21 protein-coding genes are annotated in these 25,633 nt (G+C 60.0%); 9 read left to right on the top strand and 12 right to left on the bottom strand.

All coding sequences use genetic code 11. From position 1 onward, the window contains the following. The first annotated feature begins 147 nt into the window (after window positions 1-147). Both argE and argA read left to right on the top strand, forming a co-directional pair. A complete protein-coding gene (argE, locus tag PCPL58_RS27140) occupies window positions 148-1,296 on the top strand; it encodes an acetylornithine deacetylase (protein ID WP_065350876.1) in 1,149 nt (382 codons plus the stop codon). Between the two features lie 139 nt (window positions 1,297-1,435). Then, the gene (gene argA, locus PCPL58_RS27135) at window positions 1,436-2,734 is read left to right on the top strand and encodes an amino-acid N-acetyltransferase (protein WP_065350875.1); all 1,299 of its coding nucleotides are present in this window, start codon (window positions 1,436-1,438) and stop codon (window positions 2,732-2,734) included. Window positions 2,735-3,064: 330 nt separating this feature from the next. On the opposite strand, the gene gshA is transcribed toward argA, so the two are convergent. From gshA to PCPL58_RS27120, 3 genes are all read right to left on the bottom strand, one after another. Next, entirely contained in the window at window positions 3,065-4,657 is a 1,593-nt protein-coding gene (gene gshA / locus PCPL58_RS27130; protein WP_065350874.1) for a glutamate--cysteine ligase, read from the bottom strand. Between the two features lie 242 nt (window positions 4,658-4,899). Beyond that, window positions 4,900-5,283 (bottom strand): PaaI family thioesterase, encoded by a 384-nt coding sequence (locus tag PCPL58_RS27125; protein ID WP_003367417.1) that lies wholly within the window; start codon window positions 5,281-5,283, stop codon window positions 4,900-4,902. Then, window positions 5,283-7,601, bottom strand: a complete 2,319-nt coding sequence (locus PCPL58_RS27120; protein WP_003367415.1) for a Tex family protein — start codon at window positions 7,599-7,601, stop codon at window positions 5,283-5,285. The genes PCPL58_RS27125 and PCPL58_RS27120 overlap by 1 nt, the downstream gene beginning before the upstream one ends. 299 nt (window positions 7,602-7,900) lie before the next feature. Between PCPL58_RS27120 and ompR the strand changes: the two genes are divergently transcribed. Together ompR and PCPL58_RS27110 are read left to right on the top strand one after the other, a co-directional pair. Next, window positions 7,901-8,641, top strand: coding sequence for an osmolarity response regulator transcription factor OmpR (ompR, locus tag PCPL58_RS27115; protein ID WP_003318889.1), 741 nt, complete (start codon window positions 7,901-7,903; stop codon window positions 8,639-8,641). Window positions 8,642-8,804: 163 nt separating this feature from the next. Next, a complete protein-coding gene (locus PCPL58_RS27110; protein WP_003432212.1) occupies window positions 8,805-10,115 on the top strand; it encodes an ATP-binding protein in 1,311 nt (436 codons plus the stop codon). A gap of 254 nt (window positions 10,116-10,369) precedes the next feature. Here the strand turns inward: PCPL58_RS27110 and PCPL58_RS27105 are convergent, their stop codons facing one another. The 4 genes from PCPL58_RS27105 to PCPL58_RS27090 all read right to left on the bottom strand — a co-directional run bounded on the left by PCPL58_RS27105 (window position 10,370) and on the right by PCPL58_RS27090 (window position 12,415). Further along, the gene (locus tag PCPL58_RS27105; RefSeq protein WP_003367410.1) at window positions 10,370-10,837 is read right to left on the bottom strand and encodes an inhibitor of vertebrate lysozyme family protein; all 468 of its coding nucleotides are present in this window, start codon (window positions 10,835-10,837) and stop codon (window positions 10,370-10,372) included. 2 nt (window positions 10,838-10,839) lie between these two features. Further along, the gene (locus PCPL58_RS27100) at window positions 10,840-11,004 is read right to left on the bottom strand and encodes a DUF1328 domain-containing protein (RefSeq protein ID WP_002555679.1); all 165 of its coding nucleotides are present in this window, start codon (window positions 11,002-11,004) and stop codon (window positions 10,840-10,842) included. A 55-nt stretch (window positions 11,005-11,059) separates the two neighbouring features. Then, window positions 11,060-11,347, bottom strand: a complete 288-nt coding sequence (locus PCPL58_RS27095; RefSeq protein WP_003432215.1) for a hypothetical protein — start codon at window positions 11,345-11,347, stop codon at window positions 11,060-11,062. A 228-nt stretch (window positions 11,348-11,575) separates the two neighbouring features. Further along, window positions 11,576-12,415, bottom strand: coding sequence for a BON domain-containing protein (locus PCPL58_RS27090; RefSeq protein ID WP_065350873.1), 840 nt, complete (start codon window positions 12,413-12,415; stop codon window positions 11,576-11,578). Between the two features lie 197 nt (window positions 12,416-12,612). Here PCPL58_RS27090 and algB point away from each other — a divergent pair, with 197 nt between their 5' ends. Both algB and PCPL58_RS27080 read left to right on the top strand, forming a co-directional pair. Next, complete coding sequence (algB, locus tag PCPL58_RS27085; protein ID WP_003367401.1) at window positions 12,613-13,959, top strand: sigma-54-dependent response regulator transcription factor AlgB; 1,347 nt, start codon at window positions 12,613-12,615, stop codon at window positions 13,957-13,959. Window positions 13,960-13,969: 10 nt separating this feature from the next. Continuing rightward, window positions 13,970-15,757 (top strand): KinB sensor domain-containing domain, encoded by a 1,788-nt coding sequence (locus PCPL58_RS27080; protein WP_065350872.1) that lies wholly within the window; start codon window positions 13,970-13,972, stop codon window positions 15,755-15,757. A gap of 53 nt (window positions 15,758-15,810) precedes the next feature. Here PCPL58_RS27080 and PCPL58_RS27075 read toward each other — a convergent pair whose 3' ends face one another. From PCPL58_RS27075 to PCPL58_RS27060, 4 genes are all read right to left on the bottom strand, one after another. Next, a complete protein-coding gene (locus PCPL58_RS27075; protein WP_054081224.1) occupies window positions 15,811-16,590 on the bottom strand; it encodes an N-acetylmuramoyl-L-alanine amidase in 780 nt (259 codons plus the stop codon). A gap of 95 nt (window positions 16,591-16,685) precedes the next feature. Beyond that, the gene (locus PCPL58_RS27070; RefSeq protein ID WP_065350871.1) at window positions 16,686-18,758 is read right to left on the bottom strand and encodes a GGDEF domain-containing protein; all 2,073 of its coding nucleotides are present in this window, start codon (window positions 18,756-18,758) and stop codon (window positions 16,686-16,688) included. After that, window positions 18,755-19,630, bottom strand: coding sequence for an endonuclease/exonuclease/phosphatase family protein (locus PCPL58_RS27065; protein WP_003367393.1), 876 nt, complete (start codon window positions 19,628-19,630; stop codon window positions 18,755-18,757). Before PCPL58_RS27065 ends, PCPL58_RS27070 begins: the two co-directional genes overlap by 4 nt. A 9-nt stretch (window positions 19,631-19,639) precedes the next feature. After that, entirely contained in the window at window positions 19,640-20,284 is a 645-nt protein-coding gene (locus PCPL58_RS27060) for a thiol:disulfide interchange protein DsbA/DsbL (protein WP_003432225.1), read from the bottom strand. A gap of 294 nt (window positions 20,285-20,578) precedes the next feature. On the opposite strand from PCPL58_RS27060, the gene yihA reads away from it, so the two are divergent. Next, window positions 20,579-21,214, top strand: coding sequence for a ribosome biogenesis GTP-binding protein YihA/YsxC (yihA, locus tag PCPL58_RS27055; protein ID WP_003341625.1), 636 nt, complete (start codon window positions 20,579-20,581; stop codon window positions 21,212-21,214). A 241-nt stretch (window positions 21,215-21,455) separates the two neighbouring features. Here yihA and polA read toward each other — a convergent pair whose 3' ends face one another. After that, window positions 21,456-24,221 (bottom strand): DNA polymerase I, encoded by a 2,766-nt coding sequence (gene polA / locus PCPL58_RS27050; RefSeq protein WP_065350870.1) that lies wholly within the window; start codon window positions 24,219-24,221, stop codon window positions 21,456-21,458. A gap of 74 nt (window positions 24,222-24,295) precedes the next feature. On the opposite strand from polA, the gene PCPL58_RS27045 reads away from it, so the two are divergent. Beyond that, on the top strand, window positions 24,296-24,583 hold the full coding sequence (locus tag PCPL58_RS27045) for a DUF2782 domain-containing protein (protein ID WP_003367388.1): 288 nt from the start codon (window positions 24,296-24,298) through the stop codon (window positions 24,581-24,583). Between the two features lie 36 nt (window positions 24,584-24,619). Then, a complete protein-coding gene (locus PCPL58_RS27040; RefSeq protein WP_065350869.1) occupies window positions 24,620-25,570 on the top strand; it encodes a homoserine kinase in 951 nt (316 codons plus the stop codon). Window positions 25,571-25,633: the final 63 nt, after the last annotated feature.

Genomic DNA, 25,633 nt, shown 5'->3' with positions numbered 1-25,633 from the left:
ACGCTGATACGGATAAACGGGAGCGCAGCCCATGATTGAACGGCTGCTGAGGCCGTCAGTGTACAGGACATGGCCCGAAACGGTTTATTCCTGGGTTGCTATGGCCCTATGATGGGCCGTGTTCCGTCCCGATTACAGGAAGCGTCCATGCCGTTGCCGTCCATGAAAGACCAGTTCGCCGCCCTGATCGCCGTACCCTCGGTGAGCTGCACTCAGCCTTCTCTGGACCAGAGCAACCGCCCCGTCATCGATCTGCTGGCCGGATGGCTCGGCGATCTTGGGTTTGCCTGCGACATCCAGCAAGTGTCCCCCGGCAAGTTCAATCTGCTGGCGACCTATGGAACAGGCCCAGGCGGTCTGGTACTGGCGGGGCACAGCGATACCGTGCCGTTCGACGAGGCGCTGTGGAAGACCGACCCCTTGAAGCTGACCGAGGTGGATGGCCGCTGGGTCGGGCTGGGCAGTTGCGACATGAAGGGCTTTTTTGCGCTGGTCATCGAAGCGGTGCGTGGCCTTCTTGACCAGCCGTTCAAGCAGCCGCTGCTGATCCTCGCCACTTGCGACGAGGAAAGCTCAATGGCCGGTGCCCGTGCGCTGGCCGAGGCCGGCCGCCCGCTGGGTCGTGCGGCGGTGATTGGCGAGCCGACCGGGCTCAAGCCGATCCGCCTGCACAAGGGCGTGATGATGGAGCGCATCGATATTCTCGGGCGCAGCGGCCATTCCTCCGATCCGAGCCTTGGGCACAGCGCACTCGAAGCCATGCACGACGCAATCAGCGAACTCAAGGGCCTGCGCACGCAGTGGCAAGCGAAGTACCGCAACCCGCAATTCACGGTGCCGCAGCCGACGCTGAACCTGGGCTGTATTCATGGCGGCGACAACCCGAACCGGATTTGTGGCCAGTGCTCGCTGGAATTCGACCTGCGTCCGCTGCCGGGCATGGACCCGGAAGTGCTGCGCTCGGCCATTCGGCAGAAGCTGCAGCCGCTGGCCGAGCTGCATCAGGTACAGATCGACTATGCGCCGCTGTTCCCCGAATGCGCGCCGTTCGAGCAGGTCGCTGACGCTGAGCTCGTGCGTGTCGCTGAACGTCTGACCGGTCATAAGGCCGCAGCAGTAGCATTCGGCACCGAAGCGCCTTATCTTCAGCGCCTTGGCTGCGAGACACTGGTGCTCGGCCCGGGCGACATCGCCTGTGCGCATCAGCCGGGGGAATACCTCGAAATGTCACGTCTTGACCCTACAGTGCGTCTGTTACGTCAATTGATCGAACATTACTGCCTGACGCCCCAGTGAGTCAGGCATAACCTGTGTTAATGAAAGCATCTTGAGTAAAGGAGACTGCGCGTGCTGCCAAGCCTGTTCCGACGATAACCACCACACCGTTGTGCGTGCTTCTTTTTTTCGTCCATTTTTTCTACAGGCTCTTGTTGTCATGCCCGAATACGTCAACTGGCTTCGCCACGCGTCTCCGTACATCAATGCTCACCGCGATTGCACCTTCGTCGTCATGCTGCCCGGCGACGGCGTTGCACACCCCAATTTCGGCAACATCGTCCACGACCTGGTGCTGCTGCACAGCCTGGGCGTGCGCCTGGTGCTGGTTCACGGTTCCCGCCCGCAGATTGAAAGCCGTCTGGCTCAGCGCGGTATCACCCCGCGCTTCCACCGCGACATGCGTATCACCGATACCGAAACGCTGGAGTGCGTGATCGATGCCGTGGGTCAGCTGCGCATTTCGATCGAGGCGCGTCTGTCGATGGACATGGCCGCCTCGCCCATGCAGGGCTCGCGGTTGCGAGTGACCAGCGGCAACGTCGTCACCGCACGGCCTATCGGTGTGCTTGAGGGTGTCGATTATCAGCACACCGGCGAAGTGCGCCGGGTCGACCGCAAGGGCATCAATCGCCTGCTGGACGAGCGTCATATCGTGCTGTTGTCGCCACTGGGTTATTCACCGACCGGCGAGATTTTCAACCTGGCCTGTGAAGACGTCGCCACCCGCGCGGCCATCGATCTGGCCGCCGACAAACTGCTGCTGTTCGGCGCCGCAACCGGCTTGCTGGACGAGCAGGGCCGGTTGGTGCGCGAACTGCGTCCGCAACAGGTGCCCGCGCACCTGCAGCGCCTGGGTGCCAACTATCAGGCGGAACTGCTGGACGCCGCGGCCGAGGCCTGCCGTGGCGGTGTCACGCGCAGCCATATCGTCAGTTATGCCGAGAACGGCGCGCTGCTCACCGAACTGTTTACCCGCGATGGCGGCGGCACGCTGGTCGCGCAGGAGCAGTTCGAACTGGTGCGCGAAGCGGCCATCGAGGACGTCGGCGGTCTGATGGACCTGATCACGCCGCTGGAAGAGCAGGGCATTCTGGTGCGTCGCTCCCGCGAAGTGCTGGAACGCGAGATCACGCAGTTCAGCGTGGTTGAGCGCGAAGGGCTGATCATCGCCTGTGCTGCGCTGTATCCGATTGCCGATTCGGAGTCGGGCGAGCTGGCGTGTCTGGCGGTCAATCCGGAATACCGGCACGGCGGCCGTGGTGACGAGCTTCTGGAGCGTATTGAAAACCGCGCCCGGGCCCTGGGTATCAAGACCCTGTTCGTCCTCACCACCCGCACCGCACACTGGTTCCGCGAACGCGGTTTCGAACCCAGCAGCGTCGACCGTCTGCCAAGCGCCCGCGCCTCGCTGTACAACTACCAGCGTAATTCGAAGATCTTCGAAAAGGCGATATAAGCCTGGGGGCGGACGCAGAGCACTCTTGGCTATATTTTGTGGGAGTGAGCTTGCTCACGAAGAGGCTGGTACAAGCCTCCGGAAAGGGGCGTTTGAACCGTCCCTTTCGTGAGCCGGCTCACCCACGCCCTTCGGGCAGAAGCGCAGAGCATTGGGCACGATAGTTGAGATGATCGTTCCTCACGCTCCAGCGTGGGAATGCAGTTCTCGACGCTCTGCGTCGTCAAGAGGACGCGGAGCGTCCAGAAAGGCATGCGACGCAGAGCGCCGCACGATAGTCGCGCCTGCACCGGCACCTTCGAGAGCAAGCTCCCCACAGTAATTGCACGATCAGTTGCTGATCGACAGAATGCTCGCCTGATACGACCCCACGAACGTGTCGAAATCCACCACTTCCTCGGTCGCTTCCAGTTCGGCCTGTTCTTCGATCGAGGTTTTGGCCTGGGCTTCGAAGTCTGCCTGTTCCTGAGCGCTCAGCGGGTGAGTGCGGAAGTATTCGGCATGGACCTGACTCTGGCGCAGGGAGAACGCGGTAAAGCCCTCGTTATGCGCTTCCATGCTGGCCAGCACCTGAGCAGACGGTGTGAGCGCGGTATCGTCGATCTTGGCCTGTTGCACGGCAATCGATTTGAGGTGCTCATCGGTGCCCTGCGCCTGATCGAGCAGGCGGGCAATCGGCGTGATCTTCTCCACCAGTTCGGTTGCCCAGGTCTTGAGATCGACAGGGCGGTTGTCACGCATCAGGCTCAGGCCCGGGCGACGCCCTTCCTTGACCACTGACAGGAAGTTCGAGCTTGCGTTGGAGCATTCGTGGCTGGCCAGTTGATGGCTTTCCTCGAGGGCGCAATACAGCACGAAGGCATCGATGAAGCGCGACTGCTCCAGGCTGATGCCGGTCGGCAGGAACGGGTTGATGTCCAGGCAGCGAACTTCGACGTACTGCACACCACGGGCCACCAGCGCCTGAATAGGGCGTTCGCCGCTATAAGTCACACGCTTGGGACGAATGTTGGAGTAGTACTCGTTCTCGATCTGCAACACGTTGGTATTGAGCTGCACCCACTCGCCGTTCTGGTCATGAGTGCCGACCTCGACGTAAGGCTTGTAAGGCGTGGCCACGGCCTTGCGCAGGCTATCGGTGTAGCTGACCAGATCGTTGTAGCAAGGGGTCAGGTCGGCCTGGGCGTCACTCTGATAACCCAGGTCGCTCATGCGCAGACTGGTGGCGTACGGCAGATACAGGGTGTCGGCGTCGAAGTGTTGCTCCAGCTGATGCTTGCGGCCGCGCAGGAACCCCGCGTCGAGTGCCGGTGAAGCGCCGAACAGGTACATCAACAGCCAGCTGTAGCGGCGGAAGTTACGAATCAGCGCGATGTAGGAATGCGACTGGTAGTCGCGGGCATCGCCGGCAAAGTCTTCGGTCTGCTTGAGCAGCGCCCACGCGTCTTCCGGCAACGAGAAGTTGTAGTGAATGCCGGCAATGCACTGCATGGTCTTGCCGTAACGCAGCGCCAGGCCCTTGCGGTACACGTACTTGAGCTTGCCGATGTTCGACGTGCCGTAATAGGCAATCGGTATGTGCTCTTCGTCCGGCAACGGGCAAGGCATCGACGGACTCCACAGCAGTTCGTTGTCCAGCTTGCTGTAAACGAAGCGATGGATCCGGTCCAGGTTGTCGATGGTCTCGGCCGGGTTCTTCAAGGCTGGCGTGATGAACTCCAGCAGCGATTCGGAATAATCGGTCGTCACCTGACCATTGGTCAGGGCGGCACCCAGAGCTTGCGGGTGGGGCGTCCGGGCCAGTTCTGCCGTTGCGGTAACGCGCAGGCACTCACGCTCGATACCGTGCAAGCACTGCTCCAGCAGAGAGAGGTTGTTACGCTCGCCGAGCAATGCAAGACGACGGTTTAAAAGTTCGCTCAAGGTGTAATCCTTCACGCATCGGTCGCCCCGATATGGGGGTGGACTTGACGGTCTACAAGGGTGAAGAAAGGAACTGGCGTAGTCGCCTGGTGGGTCGGTAGCGCCTGTTCACAATCACTGCTCTTTGTCGTACTACCCAAATGGACTCGGCACCACGCTAATGGTGCCGAAATTAACCCAAATGATGTCGGTACGGCTAGGTTCAGTTCGCAGGGATGCTTTTCATCAGCCCTTGATCAAGTCTAGATCACCGCAAATGTGCCCTGGGCCTTGGCGACGAGCTTGTCGCCCTGAACGACTTCAGCCTCGACCACCAGCGTGCGGCGACCCGCGTGCAGCACCTTGGCGATACACAGGACTTCGCCCTCGGAGACGCCACGCACGTAGTTGATCTTGCACTCGATGGTCACGCTGCGCTGGTCGAAACCGTGAGCGCTGGAACAGGCCAGGCCCATGGCGATATCGACCAGGCTGAAGATTGCACCGCCGTGCATCACGTTGCCGCGATTGCGCAGGTGCGCCTCCAGCGGCAACGCAACTTCGGCAACGCCCTCGTCCAGACGCCGCAGCTCGCAGCCGAGCATCTTGAAATAGGCGCTGTGGGTCAGATCTTCAGGAATATCCATCAGCGCTTCTTCAGTTGCTTGGCATTGGCGAACAGCGACGCCATCGCATTATTGGCGGGCGCTGGCGCAGTGGTTTCCTTGCGCGGAGCGTTGTTTTGACGAGGCGAAGAACCTGGACGGGCACCGCGTGCGCCATCGATTTTCTCGCCGGGCGTGTCGCTCATGCGCATCGACAGGCCGACGCGTTTGCGCGGGATATCGACTTCCATGACCTTCACTTTCACCACATCACCGGCCTTGACCGCTTCACGCGGGTCCTTGATGAACTTCTCGGACAACGCCGAGATGTGTACCAGACCGTCCTGATGCACGCCGATATCGACGAACGCACCGAAGTTGGTGACGTTGGTGACCACGCCTTCGAGGATCATCCCCAGTTGCAGGTCCTTGAGGTCTTCGACCCCGTCCTGGAACTCGGCAGTCTTGAACTCCGGACGCGGATCACGGCCCGGTTTTTCGAGTTCCTGAAGGATATCGGTCACGGTCGGCAGACCAAAGGTCTCGTCGGTGAATTTCTTCGGGTCCAGGCGCTTGAGAAAGCTGGCGTCGCCGATCAGCGAGCGAATGTCCCGGTCGGTTTCAGCCGCAATGCGCTGCACCAGCGGGTAGGCTTCCGGGTGAACGGCGGAGGCGTCCAGCGGGTTGTCACCGGTCATGACGCGCAGGAAACCGGCGGCCTGTTCAAAGGTTTTTTCGCCCAGGCGGCTGACTTTCTTCAGCGCCGCGCGGGTCTTGAACGCGCCGTTTTCATCACGATGCGCAACGATGTTCTGCGCCAGCGTGGTGTTGAGGCCGGAAATGCGTGCCAGCAGCGCCACGGAGGCCGTGTTCACGTCCACGCCCACGGCGTTCACGCAGTCTTCCACCACCGCATCCAGGCCGCGCGCCAGCTTGAGCTGCGACACGTCGTGCTGGTACTGGCCGACCCCGATGGATTTCGGGTCGATTTTCACCAGTTCGGCGAGCGGGTCCTGCAAGCGACGGGCAATGGATACCGCGCCACGGATCGACACGTCGAGGTCCGGGAACTCCTTGGCGGCCAGTTCCGATGCCGAGTACACCGAAGCGCCTGCTTCGGAGACCATGACCTTGGTCATCTTCAGGCCCGGGTATTTTTTGATCAGGTCGGCAGCCAGCTTGTCGGTTTCGCGGCTGGCGGTGCCGTTGCCGATGGCGATCAGGTCGACCGAATGCTTGGCGCACAGTGCGGCCAGTACGGCGATGGTCTGGTCCCACTGGTTTTTCGGTACGTGCGGATAGACGGTGGCGTAGTCGAGCAGTTTGCCGGTGGCGTCGACCACGGCGACCTTGCAGCCGGTGCGCAGACCTGGGTCGAGGCCCAGCGTGGCACGCTGACCAGCCGGCGCGGCCAGCAACAGGTCGTGCAGATTGTGGGCGAACACATTGATCGCTTCGGTTTCCGCGCCGTCACGCAGCTCACCCAGCAGATCGGTTTCAAGGTGGCTGTACAGCTTGACCTTCCAGGTCCAGCGCACCACTTCGGCCAGCCATTTGTCTGCCGGGCGGTTCTGGTTCTGGATGCCGAAGCGCTCACCGATCATCAGCTCGCACGGGTGCATGGCGCCCGGCAATTCTTCACCGACTTTCAGTGCGGAGCTCAAAAAGCCTTCGTTGCGACCACGAAAAATCGCCAGCGCACGGTGCGACGGCATGCTCTTGAGCGGTTCGTCGTGTTCGAAGTAGTCGCGGAACTTGGCGCCTTCCTCTTCCTTGCCCGGTACCACGCGTGCGCTGATCACCGCTTCCTGCTTGAGGAAGCTGCGCAGCTTGTCCAGCAGCGAGGCATCCTCGGCAAAGCGCTCCATCAGAATGTACTTGGCGCCTTCCAGCGCGGCCTTTACATCGGCTACGCCTTTTTCCGCGTCGACGAAGCGGGCTGCTTCTGCTTCAGGGGCCAGGCTCGGGTCGTTGAACAGGCCATCGGCCAGTTCGCCCAACCCGGCTTCAAGGGCGATCTGGCCCTTGGTGCGGCGTTTCTGCTTATAAGGCAGGTACAAGTCTTCGAGGCGGGTCTTGGTATCGGCCAGCTTGATGTCGCGCGCCAGCTCCGGGGTCAGCTTGCCTTGCTCTTCGATGCTGGCAAGAATGCTGACGCGCCGTTCGTCCAGTTCACGCAGATAACGCAGGCGCTCTTCCAGATGGCGCAGTTGCGTGTCATCAAGACTGCCGGTCACTTCCTTGCGGTAGCGGGAAATGAAGGGCACAGTCGAGCCTTCATCCAGTAGTGCTACGGCCGCTGCGACCTGTTGTGGGCGTACGCCGAGTTCTTCGGCGATGCGGCTGTTGATGCTGTCCATAAAACCACCTGGAGTTGTGAGCAAAAAACTGGGCTATGTACGAATTGCCTTGCCTGGGTATCGTGCGCCAGCATTTATTTTCAGGGCTGGCGAACCGCCATGAGTCCGGCGTTGCCTGACTTCGAGGGCGGCGCATTATACCCAGCGAAGCCGGATTAGGGGATCGGCCGACAAATGGGGTGTTTTTTCGGCGAAAACGCAGGCACAAGTGTCGCCTCCAGTAAAATCTGCTAACAATGCACAAGGTGCGCATCACCGCAGCTACGCCATAATGCGCCCCGAGATCAGAGGAGCATCCGATGAGCAGCACCGCACAAAATGCCGAAGGCGAAAAAATCCTTATTGTCGATGACGATCCGGGGCTGAGCAGTCTCCTGGAACGTTTTTTCACCAGCAAGGGCTACCGTGCCCGCGCCGTGGCAAATGTGGAACAAATGGACCGACTGCTGGCCCGTGAGGTTTTCAACCTTGTGGTGCTGGACCTGATGCTGCCTGGCGAAGACGGCCTTTCAGCCTGTCGTCGTCTGCGTGCCGCGAACAATCAGGTGCCGATTATCATGCTGACCGCCAAGGGCGATGAGCTGAGCCGCATCAAGGGGCTCGAACTGGGTGCTGACGATTATCTGGCCAAGCCGTTCAACCCGGACGAGCTGATGGCGCGGGTCAAGGCGGTGTTGCGTCGTCAGGCGGCACCGGTGCCCGGCGCCCCTGGCAGCGAAGACGAGTCGGTCAGTTTCGGTGACTACGTGCTGTCTCTGGCAACCCGCGAGCTCAAGCGCGGTGAAGAAGTGCACATGCTCACCACCGGTGAATTCGCGGTACTGAAAGCGCTGGTCATGCACGCTCGCGAGCCGCTGACCCGCGACAAACTGATGAACCTGGCGCGTGGCCGGGAGTGGGATGCGCTGGAGCGATCCATCGACGTACAGATTTCCCGTCTGCGTCGCCTGATCGAGCCTGACCCGTCCAAGCCCCGTTATATCCAGACGGTCTGGGGCGTAGGTTATGTATTCGTTCCGGACGGTGCCGGAAGTCGCTGATAACCCGGTTGTCGGCACAGACATCCGTCATTGCTGCCAGTTACGTCGATAATCTTTCACAGGCTTATCGACGTACTGGTTTTTTGCGTTCGTCCATCGGGTCCGGCCCGCGTTCGGCAAACCTGCGAGCCTCGCTCGCCCTGCAAAGTGTATGGCTGCAGTTATGAAGACTCCGCTCTGGTTCCCGCAAAGCTTTTTCTCCCGCACGCTCTGGCTGGTGCTCATCGTCGTGCTGTTTTCCAAGGCCCTGACGCTGGTTTATCTGCTGATGAACGAAGACGTGCTGGTCGACAGGCAATACAGCCACGGCGTTGCTCTGACACTGCGTGCTTATTGGGCTGCCGGTGAAAGCGACCGCGATGCGATTGCCGAGGCGGCAGGTCTGATTCGGGTGGTGGGCGGTGGCGTGCCGGAAGGTGAGCAGCACTGGCCTTACAGTGAGATCTATCAGCGGCAGATGCAGGCGGAGCTGGGCGCCGACACGGAAGTGCGTCTGCGGGTACACGCGCCACCCGCGCTGTGGGTGCGAGCGCCGAGCCTGGGTGACGGCTGGCTGAAAGTGCCGCTTTATCCGCACCCGTTGCGCGGTCAGAAAATCTGGAACGTCCTGGGCTGGTTCCTGGCCATCGGGTTGCTTTCCACGGCATCAGCCTGGATTTTCGTGCGTCAACTGAGTCAGCCGCTCAAGCGTCTGGTGTTTGCGGCGCGCCAGTTGGGGCAGGGGCGCAGCGTGCGGCTGCCGGTGAGTGACACGCCGAGCGAGATGACCGAAGTCTATCGGGCCTTCAATCAGATGGCCGAAGACGTCGAGCAGGCCGGGCAGGAACGCGAGCTGATGCTGGCCGGGGTTTCCCACGACCTACGCACACCGCTGACGCGCCTGCGCCTGTCTCTGGAGCTGATGAACGACAATGAGTTCTCCGAAGGCATGGTGCGCGATATCGAGGACATGGACGCCATTCTCGATCAGTTCCTGGCGTTCATCCGCGATGGCCGTGACGAGGAGATCGAAGAGGTCGATCTGGGGCATCTGGTGCGCGATGTGGTTGCACCCTTCAATGACGATGAAGACAGCATCCGTCTGTGTCTGGAGCCTATTCCGCCCTTCCCGCTGCGTCGGGTGTCGATGAAGCGCCTGCTGACCAACCTGATTGGCAATGCCAAGCATCATGCCGGCAACGGTATCGAAGTCGCTGCCTATGTATCCGGTGACCGAAACGCGCCCTACGTAGTGTTGAGTGTGCTGGACAGGGGGGCGGGCATCGATCCGTCCGAACTGGACACCATTTTCAACCCGTTCATTCGCGGTGATCGCGCACGCAGTGGCAAGGGCACCGGCCTCGGCCTGGCCATCGTCAAGCGTATTGCTGCCATGCACGGGGGTAACGTCGAGTTGAGGAATCGTTCGGGAGGTGGTCTTGAAGCACGCGTCAGGTTGCCACTGGGGCTGATGTTGCCGAGGGATGCAATTTAAGACGGGATAGAAGCAGGAAGGAAATATAAAGCGCCGTGCAAGGTCACTGGAGGCGTTCGAAAGGTCGACGCATTCTCGTGGACTTGCACGGCGGCTTGCCTGACCCGGCCCTTGGCGGAGGTACTCCCTGTACCCCTAGGTCACGCCGATCCACTTGATCAACGCGTCCCGGCCCCCTGGTCATGCGCGTACCTTCCTCAGGCCGCACAAAGCCGAAAGGTGTCGACTCCTGGAGCCGACACCTTTCTTCTGAATCAATACCAGTTAGGGTCTTTGCGCAGCTCTTCGTTCAAGAGCTTTTGCATACCCTCGTCAGGCTTACCCAGATAACGGTAAGTCGCGTGACGTGTTGGCGATTTGTCTGCGGGAAGACCGGCAGGCACTTCAACCAACATAGCGTAAGCATCTTCCTTGTCGAGGCTGAAAGCCACGATCAGGCGCTTGCTTTTGCACGTATCGGCCGTTTCGCAAAGCGGCCCAACCAGATAGTTGTCGCCATCTTCAGTGGCCGCCGTCATCTGCTGCTCGGAAGCACCGGACAGGTTGATCACCCAATCCGGCAAACGCTCTTCCTTCTTGACGACTTTCGCCCAGGTGGTGCGGTACTCGGGGGCGGAGCTCAGAAGCTCATTGACCCGAGACTGTCCATCATTGGCTGCCATGGCCATGACACTGCCACCCATCAACAGGGCGGCGGCCAGTGTGCGAAATGACGTGTGCATTATCAGCCTCGACCGCGACGACCGAAGAAGAACGACACAACGAACATCACCAGGAAGACGACGAACAGGATTTTGGCGATACCAGTAGCCGTGCCCGCGATACCACCGAAGCCCAGTACTGCAGCGACGATAGCGATGATCAGAAACGTGATTGCCCAACTCAACATGGTGATACTCCTTTTTGATGCCGTTTTAATAAGGGGTGCAGCTTTTAAGGTCGGGTCAGAAAACCCATTTTTGCTGTGGAGCGACTTCATCTACAGAAACCAGGCCGTCAACGTTGCGCAGGCTTGAGGACATGTCCTTGACCGCTGGAGCGCTGACGCCGCGATAGGAGATGCTGCTGGTCTGGATGAATTGCTGTTTTGGTTGAGTTGCCTCGTTGGCTTGATTCCAACGCTGGAACTGCTGAATGGCGATCAGAGTGACGAGCAGGGCAAGGAGCAGAAAAAGACCTTGCTGGATGTGCAGGGGAGAGATACGCAATTGTGAAATACGCTGGCTGTTCATCTGCAAACTCCCCTGGCCTGAGTGGGCATTCAATCTGATGGGTCGTTGTGTATCGACCTTGTTGAATAGGTTATTGCAGACTGCATGCCAGTTTTTTGAGTGACTTAAAATCCTTTAAAATCAACATCTTATTAAGTTTGACGAGAGCGTCCTACCAGCAAGCTGCACGATTACCCCTTTGTAATCGTGCGTTCTGCACGAAGCGTTCGACACTCCGGCTCTGAACTGTCAGCCTGCGCTGCGCGCCATGACCTTCAGTGCGTCGCCGTTGACGCCTTTTACGCCACGAATATTTCGCGCGATTTCCACGGCCAGTTCCTTCTCGGCGAAGTTGGCAACCACCCCATTCAGGCTGACTACACCTGCCTTGGTGTCTACTTTGATATTCAGCCCATCCAGCGTCCGGCTGTAGATCAGGCTCGCCTTGACCTTGCTGGTGATCCAGGCGTCACTCATTTCCTCGGTCGGGGTCAGCGACTGTGGCTGGGTCTTGGCCGCAATCGAGTCGGCCGCGCTGAGGCTGATCAGGTTGTTGACGCTGACCACGCCATCGGTGTTACTCGCCAGGCTACCCGCCAGTTCCTTCGCTTCAGGGCTTTGCGCGCGGCCCTTGAGGGTGATCACGCCGTCCTTGCTGTCGACATCGATGGTCAGCGCTTCAGTCACGCTGCTCCACAGCAGTTTGGATTTCACCGTCGCGACCAGCGTCGCATCCTCGAAGCGCTGAGCCATGTTGGTCCGTGTGCCGGGCTCGCTGGCAACAGAAGGATCTACCTCCAGCTGGTTGTCGACCTTTTCAATGCCTTTGGTATCCAGCGCGATGCGTTCGGCCAACTCGCGGTCCACTTCGTTTTCAACCTTGCCCTTGAGCGTCGCGGTGCCTTGTTCGACACCCACATCCATCTTGAACGGGCTCAGATGCTTGTTCAGTGCGAAAGCTGTCCAGATCGAACCTTCCTGACGCGCCTCGGCGAGTTGAGTGGGCAGGTCTGGCTGGGCGAGCACCGGGCCGCCGCCCAGCAGCGCAGCGGCGGCCGTGATCAGAGCAATCTTTTTCAGTGAAAACATAGGAGCGTTCCTTTTGCGGTGAGATCTCGTCTCCGAATGGACGGTTTTAACGGCATAAACGCGGATTAATCAGGCTGTTCGCCATTAGCTGATCAGAAAGCTACCATGCATGCCGAAGAATCAATCAGAATTGACCATGCAACTTGCCCGATGATTCCGAGACTAACTGAGACAATTCATTAAGGAGCGTAGGAAAAATGGAAGCAGCCACTGAGAATCAGGGCCGTATTCTGCTTGTGGACGATGAGTCCGCCATCCTCCGCACTTTCCGGTACTGTCTGGAAGACGAAGGCTACAGTGTCGCCACTGCCAACAGCGCAGCCCAGGCCGACACGCTCATGCAGCGTCAAGTATTCGATCTGTGCTTTCTCGATTTGCGTCTGGGCGAAGACAACGGCCTGGACGTGCTGGCGCAGATGCGGATTCAGGCGCCGTGGATGCGTGTGGTGATCGTGACTGCCCATTCGGCGGTGGATACCGCTGTCGATGCCATTCAGGCGGGCGCAGCCGACTACCTGGTCAAGCCGTGCAGTCCTGACCAGTTGCGTCTTGCAACGGCCAAGCAGCTTGAAGTCAGGCAACTGTCTGCCCGTCTCGAAGCACTGGAAGGCGAGGTTCGCAAGCCCAAGGATGGTCTGGATTCCCACAGCCCTTCGATGATGGCGATACTGGAAACGGCCCGTCAGGTTGCCGTGACCGATGCCAACATCCTGATTCTGGGCGAATCGGGTACCGGTAAGGGCGAGCTGGCCAGGGCGATTCATGGCTGGAGCAAACGGGCCAAGAAGTCCTGCGTCACCATCAACTGCCCGTCGTTGACCGCAGAACTGATGGAAAGCGAACTGTTCGGCCACAGTCGTGGCGCCTTTACCGGTGCCAGCGAAAGCACGCTGGGCCGCGTCAATCAGGCCGATGGCGGCACCCTGTTCCTCGACGAAATCGGTGACTTCCCGCTGACGCTGCAGCCCAAATTGCTGCGCTTCATTCAGGACAAGGAATACGAGCGCGTCGGTGATCCGGTGACCCGACGTGCCGACGTGCGCATCCTGGCGGCCACCAACCTCAACCTTGAAGACATGGTGCGCAGCGGGCGTTTCCGTGAGGATCTGCTGTACCGCCTGAACGTGATCACCCTGAATCTACCGGCCCTGCGTGAGCGCAGCGAAGACATTCTGACCCTCGCGGACCGCTTTCTGGCGCGTTTCGTCAAGGAATACGCGCGTCCTGCCCGAGGCTTCAGCGAAGAAGCCCGTGCCGCGCTGCTCAATTACCGCTGGCCAGGCAACATTCGTGAGCTGCGCAACGTGATCGAGCGTGCCAGCATCATCTGTCCACAGGATCGCGTAGAGGTCAGTCATCTAGGCATGGCTGAGCAACCGACCAACAATGCACCACGTGTGGGCGCGGCCTTGAGTCTGGACGAGCTTGAAAAGGCACACATCGGGGCCGTACTGGCAACCAGTGAAACCCTCGATCAGGCCGCCAAGACGCTGGGTATCGATGCTTCGACGCTTTACCGCAAACGAAAACAGTACAACCTATGAAATACCTCAAATGAAGCTGGCCATGAAGTTGCGCACTCGCCTCTTCCTGAGCATCTCGGCGCTTATCACGGTCGCGTTGCTCGGGCTGCTGCTGGGGCTCGTCAGTGTCATGCAGATGGCCCGTACTCAGGAATCACTGATTCAGCATAACTTCGCCATCCTCGATCTGGGTTTGAAGTTGCGTCAGAACATGGGTGATCAACTGGTGTTGATGACCGGTGCCAATCGCAATGAGGCTGAGCTGGACAGAATCCAGCAGCAGTTCGAAGAGCTGCTGGAGGAAGGGTCGGCGCAGGACACCCAGCAAAATGTGCGTAACGGTTTTGAGAAGACCCGGGGCGATTATCAGCGATTCATTGCGACCTGGAAGCAATATGGCGATGATCCGCGAGGCATACGGGGCAACCCGCAACTGAGCGAGAGTTTCGACGCTCTGCGCAACGGTCTGCTGAGTGTGCATCGCAAGGCACTGGAGAACATCAGCACCGCCGAGGTCAATTCCAGGGACCGTGCATTGTGGATCGCCGGCTTGTTGGGGCTGGTCGGGCTGGCGGTGCTGTGCATCGGCTTTGTGACCGCGCACGGCATCGCCCGCCGTTTCGGTGCACCGATCGAGGCGCTGGCCAAGGCTGCCGATCGCATTGGGGAAGGTGATTACGAGGTCACGCTGCCCATTTCCTCGGCCGCAGAAATGAACCTGCTGACCCGACGCTTCGGCATCATGGCCGAAGCCCTGCGTCAGCATCAGGCGACCAACGTCGATGAGCTTCTGGCGGGCCAGCAGCGCCTGCAAGCGGTCCTCGACAGTATCGACGACGGCCTGTTGATGATCGATCGCCAGGGTCACCTGGAGCACCTGAACCCTGTTGCGCAGCGCCAGCTCGGATGGGACGAGAGTCGCCTTGGGCAAAGTCTCGGCGAGGCATTGAGCCGTCCAGAACTGGATGAGCAACTGCATCTTGTGCTGCGGGGCGGAACGCTGGAGCGCGCGCCGGAAGATCTGGCCATCGAAATCGACGGCGAGTCTCGATTGCTGACCTACAGCATGACACCGGTCAGTCACACCAAGGGCCACATCCTGGGTGCTGTGATGGTGCTGCACGACGTGACCGAACAGCGTGCTTTCGAGCGGGTACGCAGCGAGTTCGTCCTGCGCGCCTCGCATGAGTTGCGCACGCCGGTCACGGGCATGCACATGGCGTTCGGCCTTCTTCAGGAGCGTCTGCATTTCGCTCCCGAGTCCCGTGAGGCCGATCTGCTCAATACAGTCACCGAAGAGATGCAGCGCCTCATGCAGCTCATCAACGACCTGCTGAATTTCTCGCGTTACCAGAACGGTCTGCAGAAGCTGAAACTTGCACCTTGTTCCGTCGAGACCTTGCTGCAGGACGCCAAGGCGCGCTTCGAGGATCAGGCCCAGGAGCAGGATATTGTGCTGATGCTGGATATGCAGGAGCCCATGCCGCGTCTGCATGCCGATCAGTCCCAACTGGAGCGGGTGCTGGATAATCTGCTGGACAATGCATTGCGTCACACGCCGCCGAACGGCCTGATCCGCCTGCAGGCCAGGCGTCACGGCGAGCGGGCGATCATCAGTGTCGAGGACAACGGTGAAGGCATTGCCTACGGACAGCAGGGGCGGATCTTCGAACCCTTCGTCCAGGTGGGTCGCAAGAAAGGCGGCGCCGGGCTCGGGCTGGCGCTGTGCAAGGAGATCGTCCAACTGCACGGCGGACGCATGGGCGTGTACTCAAGGCCAGGGCAGGGCACGCAGTTCTATATGGCTTTACCGCTCTGAGGGCTTGATCGCCAGGCCCTTATCGGCTGACTGAGCGCCAGCCCCCATGCGCTTCAATTCGAGTGATTGAGCACCTGCAGGATGGCCGCGCTCTGTGCGTCGGGCTCTCCGTCGAAGCGTGCCGGGCGATAGTGCATCTGGAACGCGGCCAGTACCTGGCGCGTAGCGACGTCCAGCTCACCGGTTTGCGGAGTGCTGTAGCCCAGGCGTGCCAATTGCTGCTGGAACCAGGTGATGCTCGGCAGGTTGGCTGCCAGCAATGCCTGACGCTGGGCAACCTGGCGTTCGTCCGGCCAGTTCCCCAGACCTTCGGCAGCGAGGCGTTTCCACGGGAACAATGGCCCCGGGTCCTGCTTGCGCAACGGGGCGATGTCGCTGTGACCGATGATGTGTTTGGGGTCGATCCTGTTACGTTTGACGATGTCCTTGAGCAGGACAATGATCGACTGGGTCTGCGCTTCGGTGTACGGATACCACAGGCGACCTGTCGGCGTTTCCTTGAAGCCCGGGTTGACGATCTCGATGCCGATCGAACTGGAGTTGAGCCAGGTGCGGCCTTCCCACTCGCTTTCGCCGGCATGCCAGGCACGCGCGTTTTCATCGACCAGCTTGTAGATGGTGGCCTTGCTGTCGTCACCGATCAGGTAGTGGGCGCTGACCTCGCCATGGGTCAGTAATTGCAGCGAGCGTTCCAGTGACGCCGAGGTGTAGTGCATCACCACATACTGGGCACGGCCATCGAAATTTACCGAGGGGTGGCTGGTGTCCAGCCTGGGGCCGCTGGCGCAGGCAGTGAGGATGAGCATGATAAAGGCGGAGAAATACAGCTTCATGAGGTCGGCAGCGTCGGCAGGAAATGAAACATCATAACAAAATGTGTACAAATAGCATGGGCCGCCGACTATTTGTTCAGGTCAAAATGTTTCAGTCAGCCTTGTTCGATGCGGTTCCGGCCGTTCTCCTTGGCCTTGTAAAGCGCCTGGTCGGCACGTTTGATAGCGGTGTCGCTCCGTTCTCCGGGGCGAAAAGCCGTCAGGCCAATGGACACGGTGATGGTGACTCGCTCACCCTTGAAGTGGAAGGGGCATGACTCTACGGCGGCGCGCAGTTCGTCGAGCAGCGTCAGCCCCGTGGCAGGAGGTGTTGCAGGCAGCAGCATGACAAATTCTTCGCCGCCAAAGCGTGCGAGGAAGTCGTTGGCGCGCAGGCGTTTGCTGAACACATTGGCGACAATCTTCAATACCTTGTCGCCAGCCAGATGCCCATAACCATCGTTAATGCGTTTGAAATGGTCCAGGTCCAGAATGCAGACCAACAGACTGTTTTTTTCTTCCTGCCACCGGGCCATCTCTTGTTCGAGGCGCTCGCCCCAGGCTGCTCGATTGGGCAGTCCGGTGAGCGGGTCGATCAGGGCCTTTTGACGCTGTTCTTCCAGGTGAGTCCTGAAACCCAGGGCTTCCTGTTCCATACTCGCGACGCGGGCTGCCAGACCTTGCAGTCGCGAGGCCACTTCGCGCTCGCGGGCATCGCGCTTGAGCTGGTAGTGATCCATGGTGCCGAGCAGGGCTTCAAGCCGATTGTCGAGCACCCGCTTGAGGCTGGGCAGATCGGAGGCGTCCTGAACACTGCTTTGCAGACCGCCCACCTGTTCGCGCAACTGGTCGTTGAGGTCGCGCGCGGTGGACTGATCCTCGGCGTGATCTTCACTGGCCGCCTGCAAGTGGCTCTGAAACGATTCGAGCCGTTCATTGAGCTGCTTGAGGTAGGTGCCGAACTCCTGTTGACCGCCGTTGTTGATCGCCAGCATCAGCACCGCCATATCGTCGAGGATCGGCAGCAATTCGTACCAGTTAAGCCCATGTTTCAAGCGTAACTGCATATCCTCGACCTGCGGGCGAAAGTGCTCGGACAGGGTCAGGTCGTCCAGCAGGCCCAGCAGGGTTTGTTCAATATGCGCAGCCACCGAGCTGTAGCTGGGTTCGGGTGATGAGGGTAGCGCGTAGCCTTCTTCGCCTTCTGCCGTCTCGGGCTGCTGCTCGGCCTCTGCGTCGGGTTCTTCAACTGTCGCGTCGATTGGCGCGGGCCGTTGTTGATAGGGCACTGACGGACCAGGCGCCAGGAGATCCGCGAAATCGATGGGTTCGACAGTGACAGGTGCAGGTTCGGCGAAGGACTCTGCCGTTGCTGGAGCAATATCCGCAGCCGTGACCGATGGTGCAGGTTCTTCAGGCGTTGCAGCGGCTGGTATCACGACGGCAGGCGTATCGGTTTCCGGGACAGGCGTGGGCGGTGTGCTGTCTGTGGCCGCGGTGGCTACGGTGGCAGGTGAGTCATCGACCTCGGCTTCGCCATGAGCGATGTCTGCCGGGGCGTGAGTGCTTGCTGCCTGCGGCTCTGCATCGGGCTCATGCGTGTCCGGTGCCGAGGTGGGGTCTTCGGGGTGAGCAGCCTCGGGATGAGTATCGTTGCCTTGGCCTTCGCGCGAACCGAACAGGCGTTGCAGCAATCCCTGGCGCGGGCCTTCTTCGGGTTTTTCAACCTGGGTCAGGGCCTGGCCCTGCAAATTGCTCAACTCGCCGAGCAGCAGGGGCAGCTCACGGGCTTGTGAGGCACGCTCTTCAAGCTCCTTGGCAAAGCGCTTGAGTGGCTTGCGTACGTCGCGTGGCAGCGGCAATGACTGCAGTTGCGCAACCAGTGCGGTCAGTGCCGAGCTGATTTGCGCGGCCCGTACTTCGCGGCGTTGTTCAGAGTCCAGTACGGCCTTTTCGAGGCGCGGGATCAGGGCTGCCAGGCCCGCGTCCATATCATCCTTGCGGACAATTTCGCGCATCTCCTTCATGCATTCGTCGACGGCGCGGTCAGAGCCCTCTGCCGCCAGACTGCTGCGTACCAGACCGCGTCGCAACAAATCGAGCCGCGCATCCCAGCGCTTTTCGAGCTTGTCCTGTTGCTCGATCCCTTTAAGGTATTTCTCTTTCCAACGCTCCGCGTCGTCGCTCATGCAAGGCTTCCACCAGAGGGCACAGGCAGTGAGTCCCCACGCAGTGAGTCAGGCAGGCGAATCTCGACAGCGACAGGCAGATGATCGGAAATGGGCTGTGCCAGCACCTGCACACGTTCGAGCGTCAGGGTCGGGCTGAGCAAAATGTGATCGAGGCAACGTTGTGGTCGCCAACTGGGGAAGGTTGCTTCTATCTGCGGAGCCAAAAGCCCCAAGTCCCGTAGCGGCGAGTGTTCCAGCAGGTCGTTGGCATGGGTGTTCATGTCGCCCATCAGCACTTGATGGCGGTAACCGCCGATCAGTTCGCGAATGTAGGCGAGCTGCCGGGTTCGGGTTCGGGTCCCCAGCGCCAGGTGCATCATGACCACGACCAGAGCATCTTCGCCCTCGCCGAAACGCACGAGAATTGCGCCGCGCCCGGCAGGGCCCGGCAGCGGATGATCCTCGATCTTGGTCGGGCGCAGACGGCTCAACACACCATTGCTGTGCTGCGCCAGGCGCCCGAGGTTGCGATTGAGTTGTTGATACCAGTACGGAAAACCACCCAGCTGGGCAAGGTGCTCGACCTGGTTGATAAAGCCGGAGCGCATGCTGCCACCGTCGACTTCCTGCAGCGCCACCAGATCGAATTCATTGATCAGATCGCCGATCTTCTGCAGGTTGCCAGCTCGACCGCCATGCGGCAGCAAATGCTGCCAGCTGCGCGTCAGGTAATGATGGTAGCGCTGGGTACTGATACCCACCTGGATATTGAAACTGAGCAAACGCAGCCTGCCGTCTTCCGGCAAGCCGTTTTGCAGCAGATGATGTTCGTTGACCTGCGGATCATGCAGGCCAACGATACGGGTACTGCCTTTGCCCCAGCGGCGCATGATGTGCGCTTACTTGGCGGCTGTGCTAGCCGCTCGCTCTTTGGCAATCAGTTGATCGGCAACTTCCAGGGTCTTTTCCGGACCACCGGCAGAACCCAGGTCAAAGCGGTACTTGCCATTGACGATCATGGTCGGAACGCCAGTCACTTCGTACTTCTTGGCCAGTTCCTTGTACTGGGCGATCTTGCCCTTGACTGCGAAAGAGTCGAACGTTTTCAGGAAGTCTTCCTTGTTCACGCCCTGTGTGGCGACGAAGTCAGCCATGTCATTCTTGTCGGTCAGACGCTTGCCGCCTTTCTGGATGGCTTCGAATACGGCCGCGTGAACCTTGTGCTCGACGCCCATGGTGTCGAGGGTGATGAACAGCTGGCCGTGTGCATCCCACGGGCCGCCGAACATGGCAGGGATGCGTACGAACTTGACGTCGGACGGCAGTTTTTCAATCCACGGATTGATCGTTGGCTCGAACGCGTAGCAGTGCGGGCAGCCATACCAGAACAGCTCGACGACTTCGATCTTGCCTGGCTCGGCAACAGGCACAGCGCTCGCCAGCTCGACGTATTGCTTGCCTGCCTCGATGGGCGTGGCGGCCTGGGCGGACATACCGAACAGACTGGCGGCAACCAGAGCGGCGCTGATGATCAGATTACGCATGCTTTACTCCTGAGCAGATTGAATCGCATTCAAGCGACGGTGGTTTCGACCGGACGCGAAAGCCTGAGTTCGTTAGTGTAACGCTGAGGTTGTAAAAATGGGCGACCGCGGACGGCCTTTTTGCATAAGGAGTGAAGCAGGTCATGTCTGAATGTTCCAGCACACCGGTCAGAGCGGCGCGATACGGTGTGAGTGTGGGCCGGGGGACAGGTGTGTCATTATATGCGCACGCATCCAAACGAAACCGACACCTCTTGCCGCACCCCTTGCAGGCAGGTCTTCACCGGAAATCACATGCAACTCAAAAACCCCATTCTCGGTCTGTGCCAACAGGCCACGTTCATGCTCAGCGCCGCCAAGGTCGACCAATGCCCCGACGACGAAGGTTTTGAGGTCGCATTTGCCGGTCGCTCCAACGCGGGCAAATCGAGCGCTCTGAACACCCTGACCCACGCCAGCCTGGCGCGCACATCCAAGACCCCGGGGCGTACCCAGTTGCTGAACTTTTTCGGCCTGGACGAAGATCGCCGTCTGGTCGACCTGCCTGGTTACGGCTACGCCAAAGTGCCCATCCCGCTCAAACTGCACTGGCAGCGTCACCTGGAAGCCTACCTGGGCAGCCGCGAAAGCCTGAAGGGTCTGATCCTGATGATGGATATCCGTCATCCAATGACCGACTTCGACGTGCTGATGCTGGACTGGGCCATCGCCAGCAACATGCCGATGCACATTCTGTTGACCAAGGCCGACAAGCTGACCTACGGCGCGGCCAAGAACACACTGCTCAAGGTTCAGGCCGAGATTCGCAAAGGCTGGGGCGATGCAGTGAGCATCCAGTTGTTCTCGGCCCCCAAGCGCATGGGGCTGGAAGAGGCTTACACCGTGCTGGCCGACTGGATGGAACTGGAAGACAAGGCGCCTGCGGAGTAAATCGCAGGCAAAAAAGACCCCGGACTTCGCATGGGGAGGGGGAAGTTCCGGGGCTTAAGGTCCAGACCTTAGGGTGGGATCTGGATAACTGCCAACACTTAACACAACTAGGAGCACGATCGATTTTTCAACCAATCGACACGTCTGACTCCTGTCCAAACGGTTAAGTTCCAGCAGTGAAGAAAAGTTCACATTTCCTACAATATTTGACGAACCTGCGCACAGGTTCGCCTCTTCAGGCTCAGTGAGCCTCGTCCCAATTGTTTCCAACCCCTACTTCCACCAGCAACGGCACGGCCAGTTCCGCTGCGCCGCTCATGTGTGGACGGATCTGTTCACTGATCTGATCGACCAGGTCCTCGCGCACTTCAAGCACCAGTTCGTCGTGAACCTGCAGGATGACCCGAGCATCCAGACCGGACTCGTCCAGCCAGCCATTCACCGCCACCATGGCTTTCTTGATGATGTCCGCAGCGGTGCCCTGCATCGGCGCGTTGATCGCCATGCGTTCCGCGCCTTTGCGCAGGGACTGGTTCTTGGCGTTGATGTCCGGCAGGTACAGGCGGCGGCCGAAGATGGTTTCGACAAAACCTTGCTCGGCAGCCTGGGCGCGGGTGCGCTCCATGTAGTTCAGCACGCCAGGGTAGCGGGCGAAGTAGCGGTCGACATACGCCTGTGACTGCTTGCGATCGACGCCAATCTGCTTTGCCAGACCGAACGCGCTCATGCCGTAGATCAGGCCGAAGTTGATCGCCTTGGCGCTGCGACGCATGTCAGTGGTGACGTTTTCCAGCTCGACGCCAAATACCTCTGCAGCCGTCGCGCGGTGAACGTCCAGGTCGTTGCGGAACGCGTGCAGCAAGCCTTCGTCCTGGGCCAGATGCGCCATGATGCGCAGTTCGATCTGCGAATAGTCGGCGGCCAGCAGTTTGTAACCCTTCGGGGCCACGAACGCCTGACGAATGCGCCGGCCTTCAGCGGTACGAATCGGGATGTTTTGCAGGTTCGGATCGCTGGACGACAAGCGACCGGTGACGGCCACCGCCTGATGATAGGAGGTGTGAATCCGCCCGGTACGCGGGTTGATCTGCTCTGGCAGGCGGTCGGTGTAGGTGCTCTTGAGCTTGCTCATCGAGCGGTATTGCATCAACACCTTGGGCAGCGGGAAATCCTGCTCCGCGAGTTCGGCAAGCACGGCCTCGGCAGTCGATGCCTGACCGGTGGCGGTCTTGCTGAGAATCGGCATGCCGAGTTTCTCGTAGAGAATCACGCCCAGCTGCTTGGGTGAGCCGAGGTTGAACTCTTCGCCGGCAATGGCGAAGGCTTCGCGCTCCAGCGCAGTCATCTTGTCGCCCAGTTCGACGCTCTGGATACCCAGCAGGTTGGCATCGACCAGCGCGCCCTGGCGCTCGATACGCGCCAGCACAGGCACCAGCGGCATCTCGATATCGTTCAATACCGGCTGCAGGGTCGGAATCGCGGCCAGCCGTGCGTCGAAGACTTCATGCAGGCGCAGGGTCAGGTCCGCTTCTTCGGCGGCGTAATTACCCGCCTGTTCCAGTGCAATCTGGTCAAAGCTCAGCTGTTTGGCACCTTTGCCGGCAATCTCCTGGAAATTGATCGGCGTGTGCGTCAGGTACTTGGCCACCAGGCTGTCGCGGTCGTGGCGGGTGGCGGTGGAGTCCAGTACGTAGGATTCCAGAATGGTGTCGAAGCGCACGCCCTGCAGGTCGATGCCTTGAGCCTGATCGCCGTCGATCGCGCAATTGGCAAGCAGGTTGATGGCGAACTTGGCGTGCTGGCCGACCTTGATTTTGTCCGGGTCTTCCAGCAGCGGCTTGAGCGCCTTGAGCACGGTGTCGCGGTCCAGCTGCTGCGGCACGCCCATGTATGAATGGGTCAGCGGAATGTAAGCGGCTTCGTGGGTCTGAATGGCGAAGGACAGGCCGACCAGTTGCGCACGCTGGGCATCGGTGCCGTTGCTCTGGGTGACGAAGGCAAACAGTGGCGCGGCCTGCAGCTTCTTCAGCCAGGCATCGAACTGGCCCTGTTCAAGAATGACTTCATAAGCCGCTTCTCTGGCCTCAACGGTCGGCTCTTCGACGGTCAGCTCCTGGCCGGCACGTTTGGCGTCGCGTTGCAGGTCTTCGATCCAGCTCTTGAATTCTAGCTCGGCGTACAGCTCCATCAACGTGTCGCGGTCGGGCTCGCCGCAATGCAATTGATCCAGTTCGATGTCCAGCGGGACGTCGATCTTGATGGTCGCCAGTTCGTAAGACAGAAAGGCCATCTCACGATGTTCTTCGAGTTTGGCGGCCAGGGTCTTGGCGCCACGGATCGGCAGGGAGGCGACCTTGTCGAGGTTCTCGTAAAGCTCCTTGATGCCACCGCCAATGCCGACCAGCAAACCGACCGCGGTCTTCTCGCCAACGCCGGGCACGCCGGGAATGTTGTCGACCTTGTCGCCCATCAGGGCCAGGTAATCGATGATGTGCTCCGGACCGACGCCGAATTTCTCTTTCACGCCCGCCACATCCAGCACGCTGCCGGTCATGGTGTTGACCAGAGTGATATGGCCGTCGACCAGTTGCGCCATGTCCTTGTCGCCAGTGGAAATCACCACTGGACGATCGGTCGCCGCGCTGCTGCGTGCCAGCGTGCCGATCACGTCATCGGCTTCGACGCCTTCGACGCACAGAAACGGGTAGCCCATGCCTTTGACGCAGGCATGCAGCAGGTCGACCTGCACACGCAGATCGTCCGGCATGCTCGGCCGGTTGGCTTTGTAGTCGTTGTACAGCGCATCACGGAACGTCCCGCCCTTGGCGTCGAACACCACCGCGAGCGGGCTTTCCGGATACTGGCGCCGCAGGCTTTTGAGCATGTTGAGCACGCCCTTGACGGCACCGGTCGGCAATCCTTTGGAGGTGGCCAGTGGTGGCAGTGCGTGGAAGGCGCGGTAGAGGTAAGAGGAACCGTCTACCAGGACGAGTGGCGCTTGGGTCATGAGCAGAATCAACCTTTTCGGCGGGGTCGGCGCTAGAATGCGCGAACCATTGACGACAAAGGGACAAGGTTATCATGTGCAAGGTAAATCGACTGATATTGACCGGACTGTTGGCCTTTTGCCCTTTGTTCGCTATTGCAGCAGAAGATCCACCTTCAGCGGCGCCGGACGTTACTATTCGCACCGACGGTGACAGAACCATTCAGGAATATCGCCAGAACGGCTTTCTGTATGCGGTTAAAATCACCCCGAAACACGGCAAACCCTATTTTCTGGTGCGCGCCGATGGTACAAGCCCCAATTTCATTCGTTCGGACCAACCGGACATGCTGATCCCGCAGTGGGAAATATTCAGCTGGTAGCACCCTACATTCACTTCAATCGTTGGCAGTCCTGATATGTCCGTTTTTACCCCCCTGGCTCGGCCCGAGCTGGAAACATTTCTCGCCCCTTACGGGCTCGGCCGTCTGCTTGACTATCAGGGCATCGCTGCCGGTAGTGAAAACACCAATTACTTCATCAGCCTGGAGCAGGGCGAGTTCGTGCTGACGCTGGTCGAGCGCGGCCCGGTTCAGGAGATGCCGTTCTTCATCGAACTGCTCGACGTGCTGCATGAAGCCGATCTGCCGGTGCCTTATGCGCTGCGCACCACCGATGGTCAGGCGCTGCGCGAGCTGGCAGACAAACCGGCGCTTTTGCAGCCGCGTCTGCCGGGCAAGCACATCAGCGGGCCGAACACCCAGCATTGCGTGCAGATTGGCGAGTTGCTGGCCAACCTGCATCTGGCGACCCGTGGGCAGATCGTCGAGCGCAAGACTGATCGCGGCCTGGACTGGATGTTGAGCGAGGGGCGCAATTTTCTGTCGCACCTGGGCGAGACCCAGCGGGCGCTGCTTGAAAACAGCCTTCAGGAGATCGAGGCGTTCAAACCACAGATCATGGCGCTGCCGCGTGCCAATCTGCATGCCGACCTGTTTCGTGACAACGTACTGTTCGAAGGGACGCACCTGACCGGGTTGATCGATTTCTACAATGCCTGTTCGGGGCCGATGCTGTATGACCTGGCGATTGCTCTCAACGATTGGTGTTCCCGCGAAAACGGTCAGCTCGATGCTGTCCGCGCCCGTGCCTTGCTGGGTGCCTATGCGGGCTTGCGACCGTTCACGGCGGCGGAATCGAAGCTCTGGGCGACCATGTTGCGTATCGCTTGCGTGCGTTTCTGGCTGTCACGTTTGATCGCCGCCGAAACCTTCGCCGGTCAGGACGTGCTGATTCATGACCCTGCGGAGTTCGAGCGCCGCCTGGCCGAGCGCCAGGAAGCGCACATTGCGTTGCCGTTTGCGCTCTGAGACCAGACCGGCATGCCCACGCGGAGCATGGGCACGATAGTGTTATCCCTGACGACTATCGTT

The sequence above is a fragment of the Pseudomonas cerasi genome (assembly GCF_900074915.1).
Lineage (GTDB): Bacteria > Pseudomonadota > Gammaproteobacteria > Pseudomonadales > Pseudomonadaceae > Aquipseudomonas > Aquipseudomonas cerasi.
The sequence above is the reverse complement of the archived record's forward strand: the minus strand, read 5'-3'. Positions and strand labels throughout refer to the sequence as shown.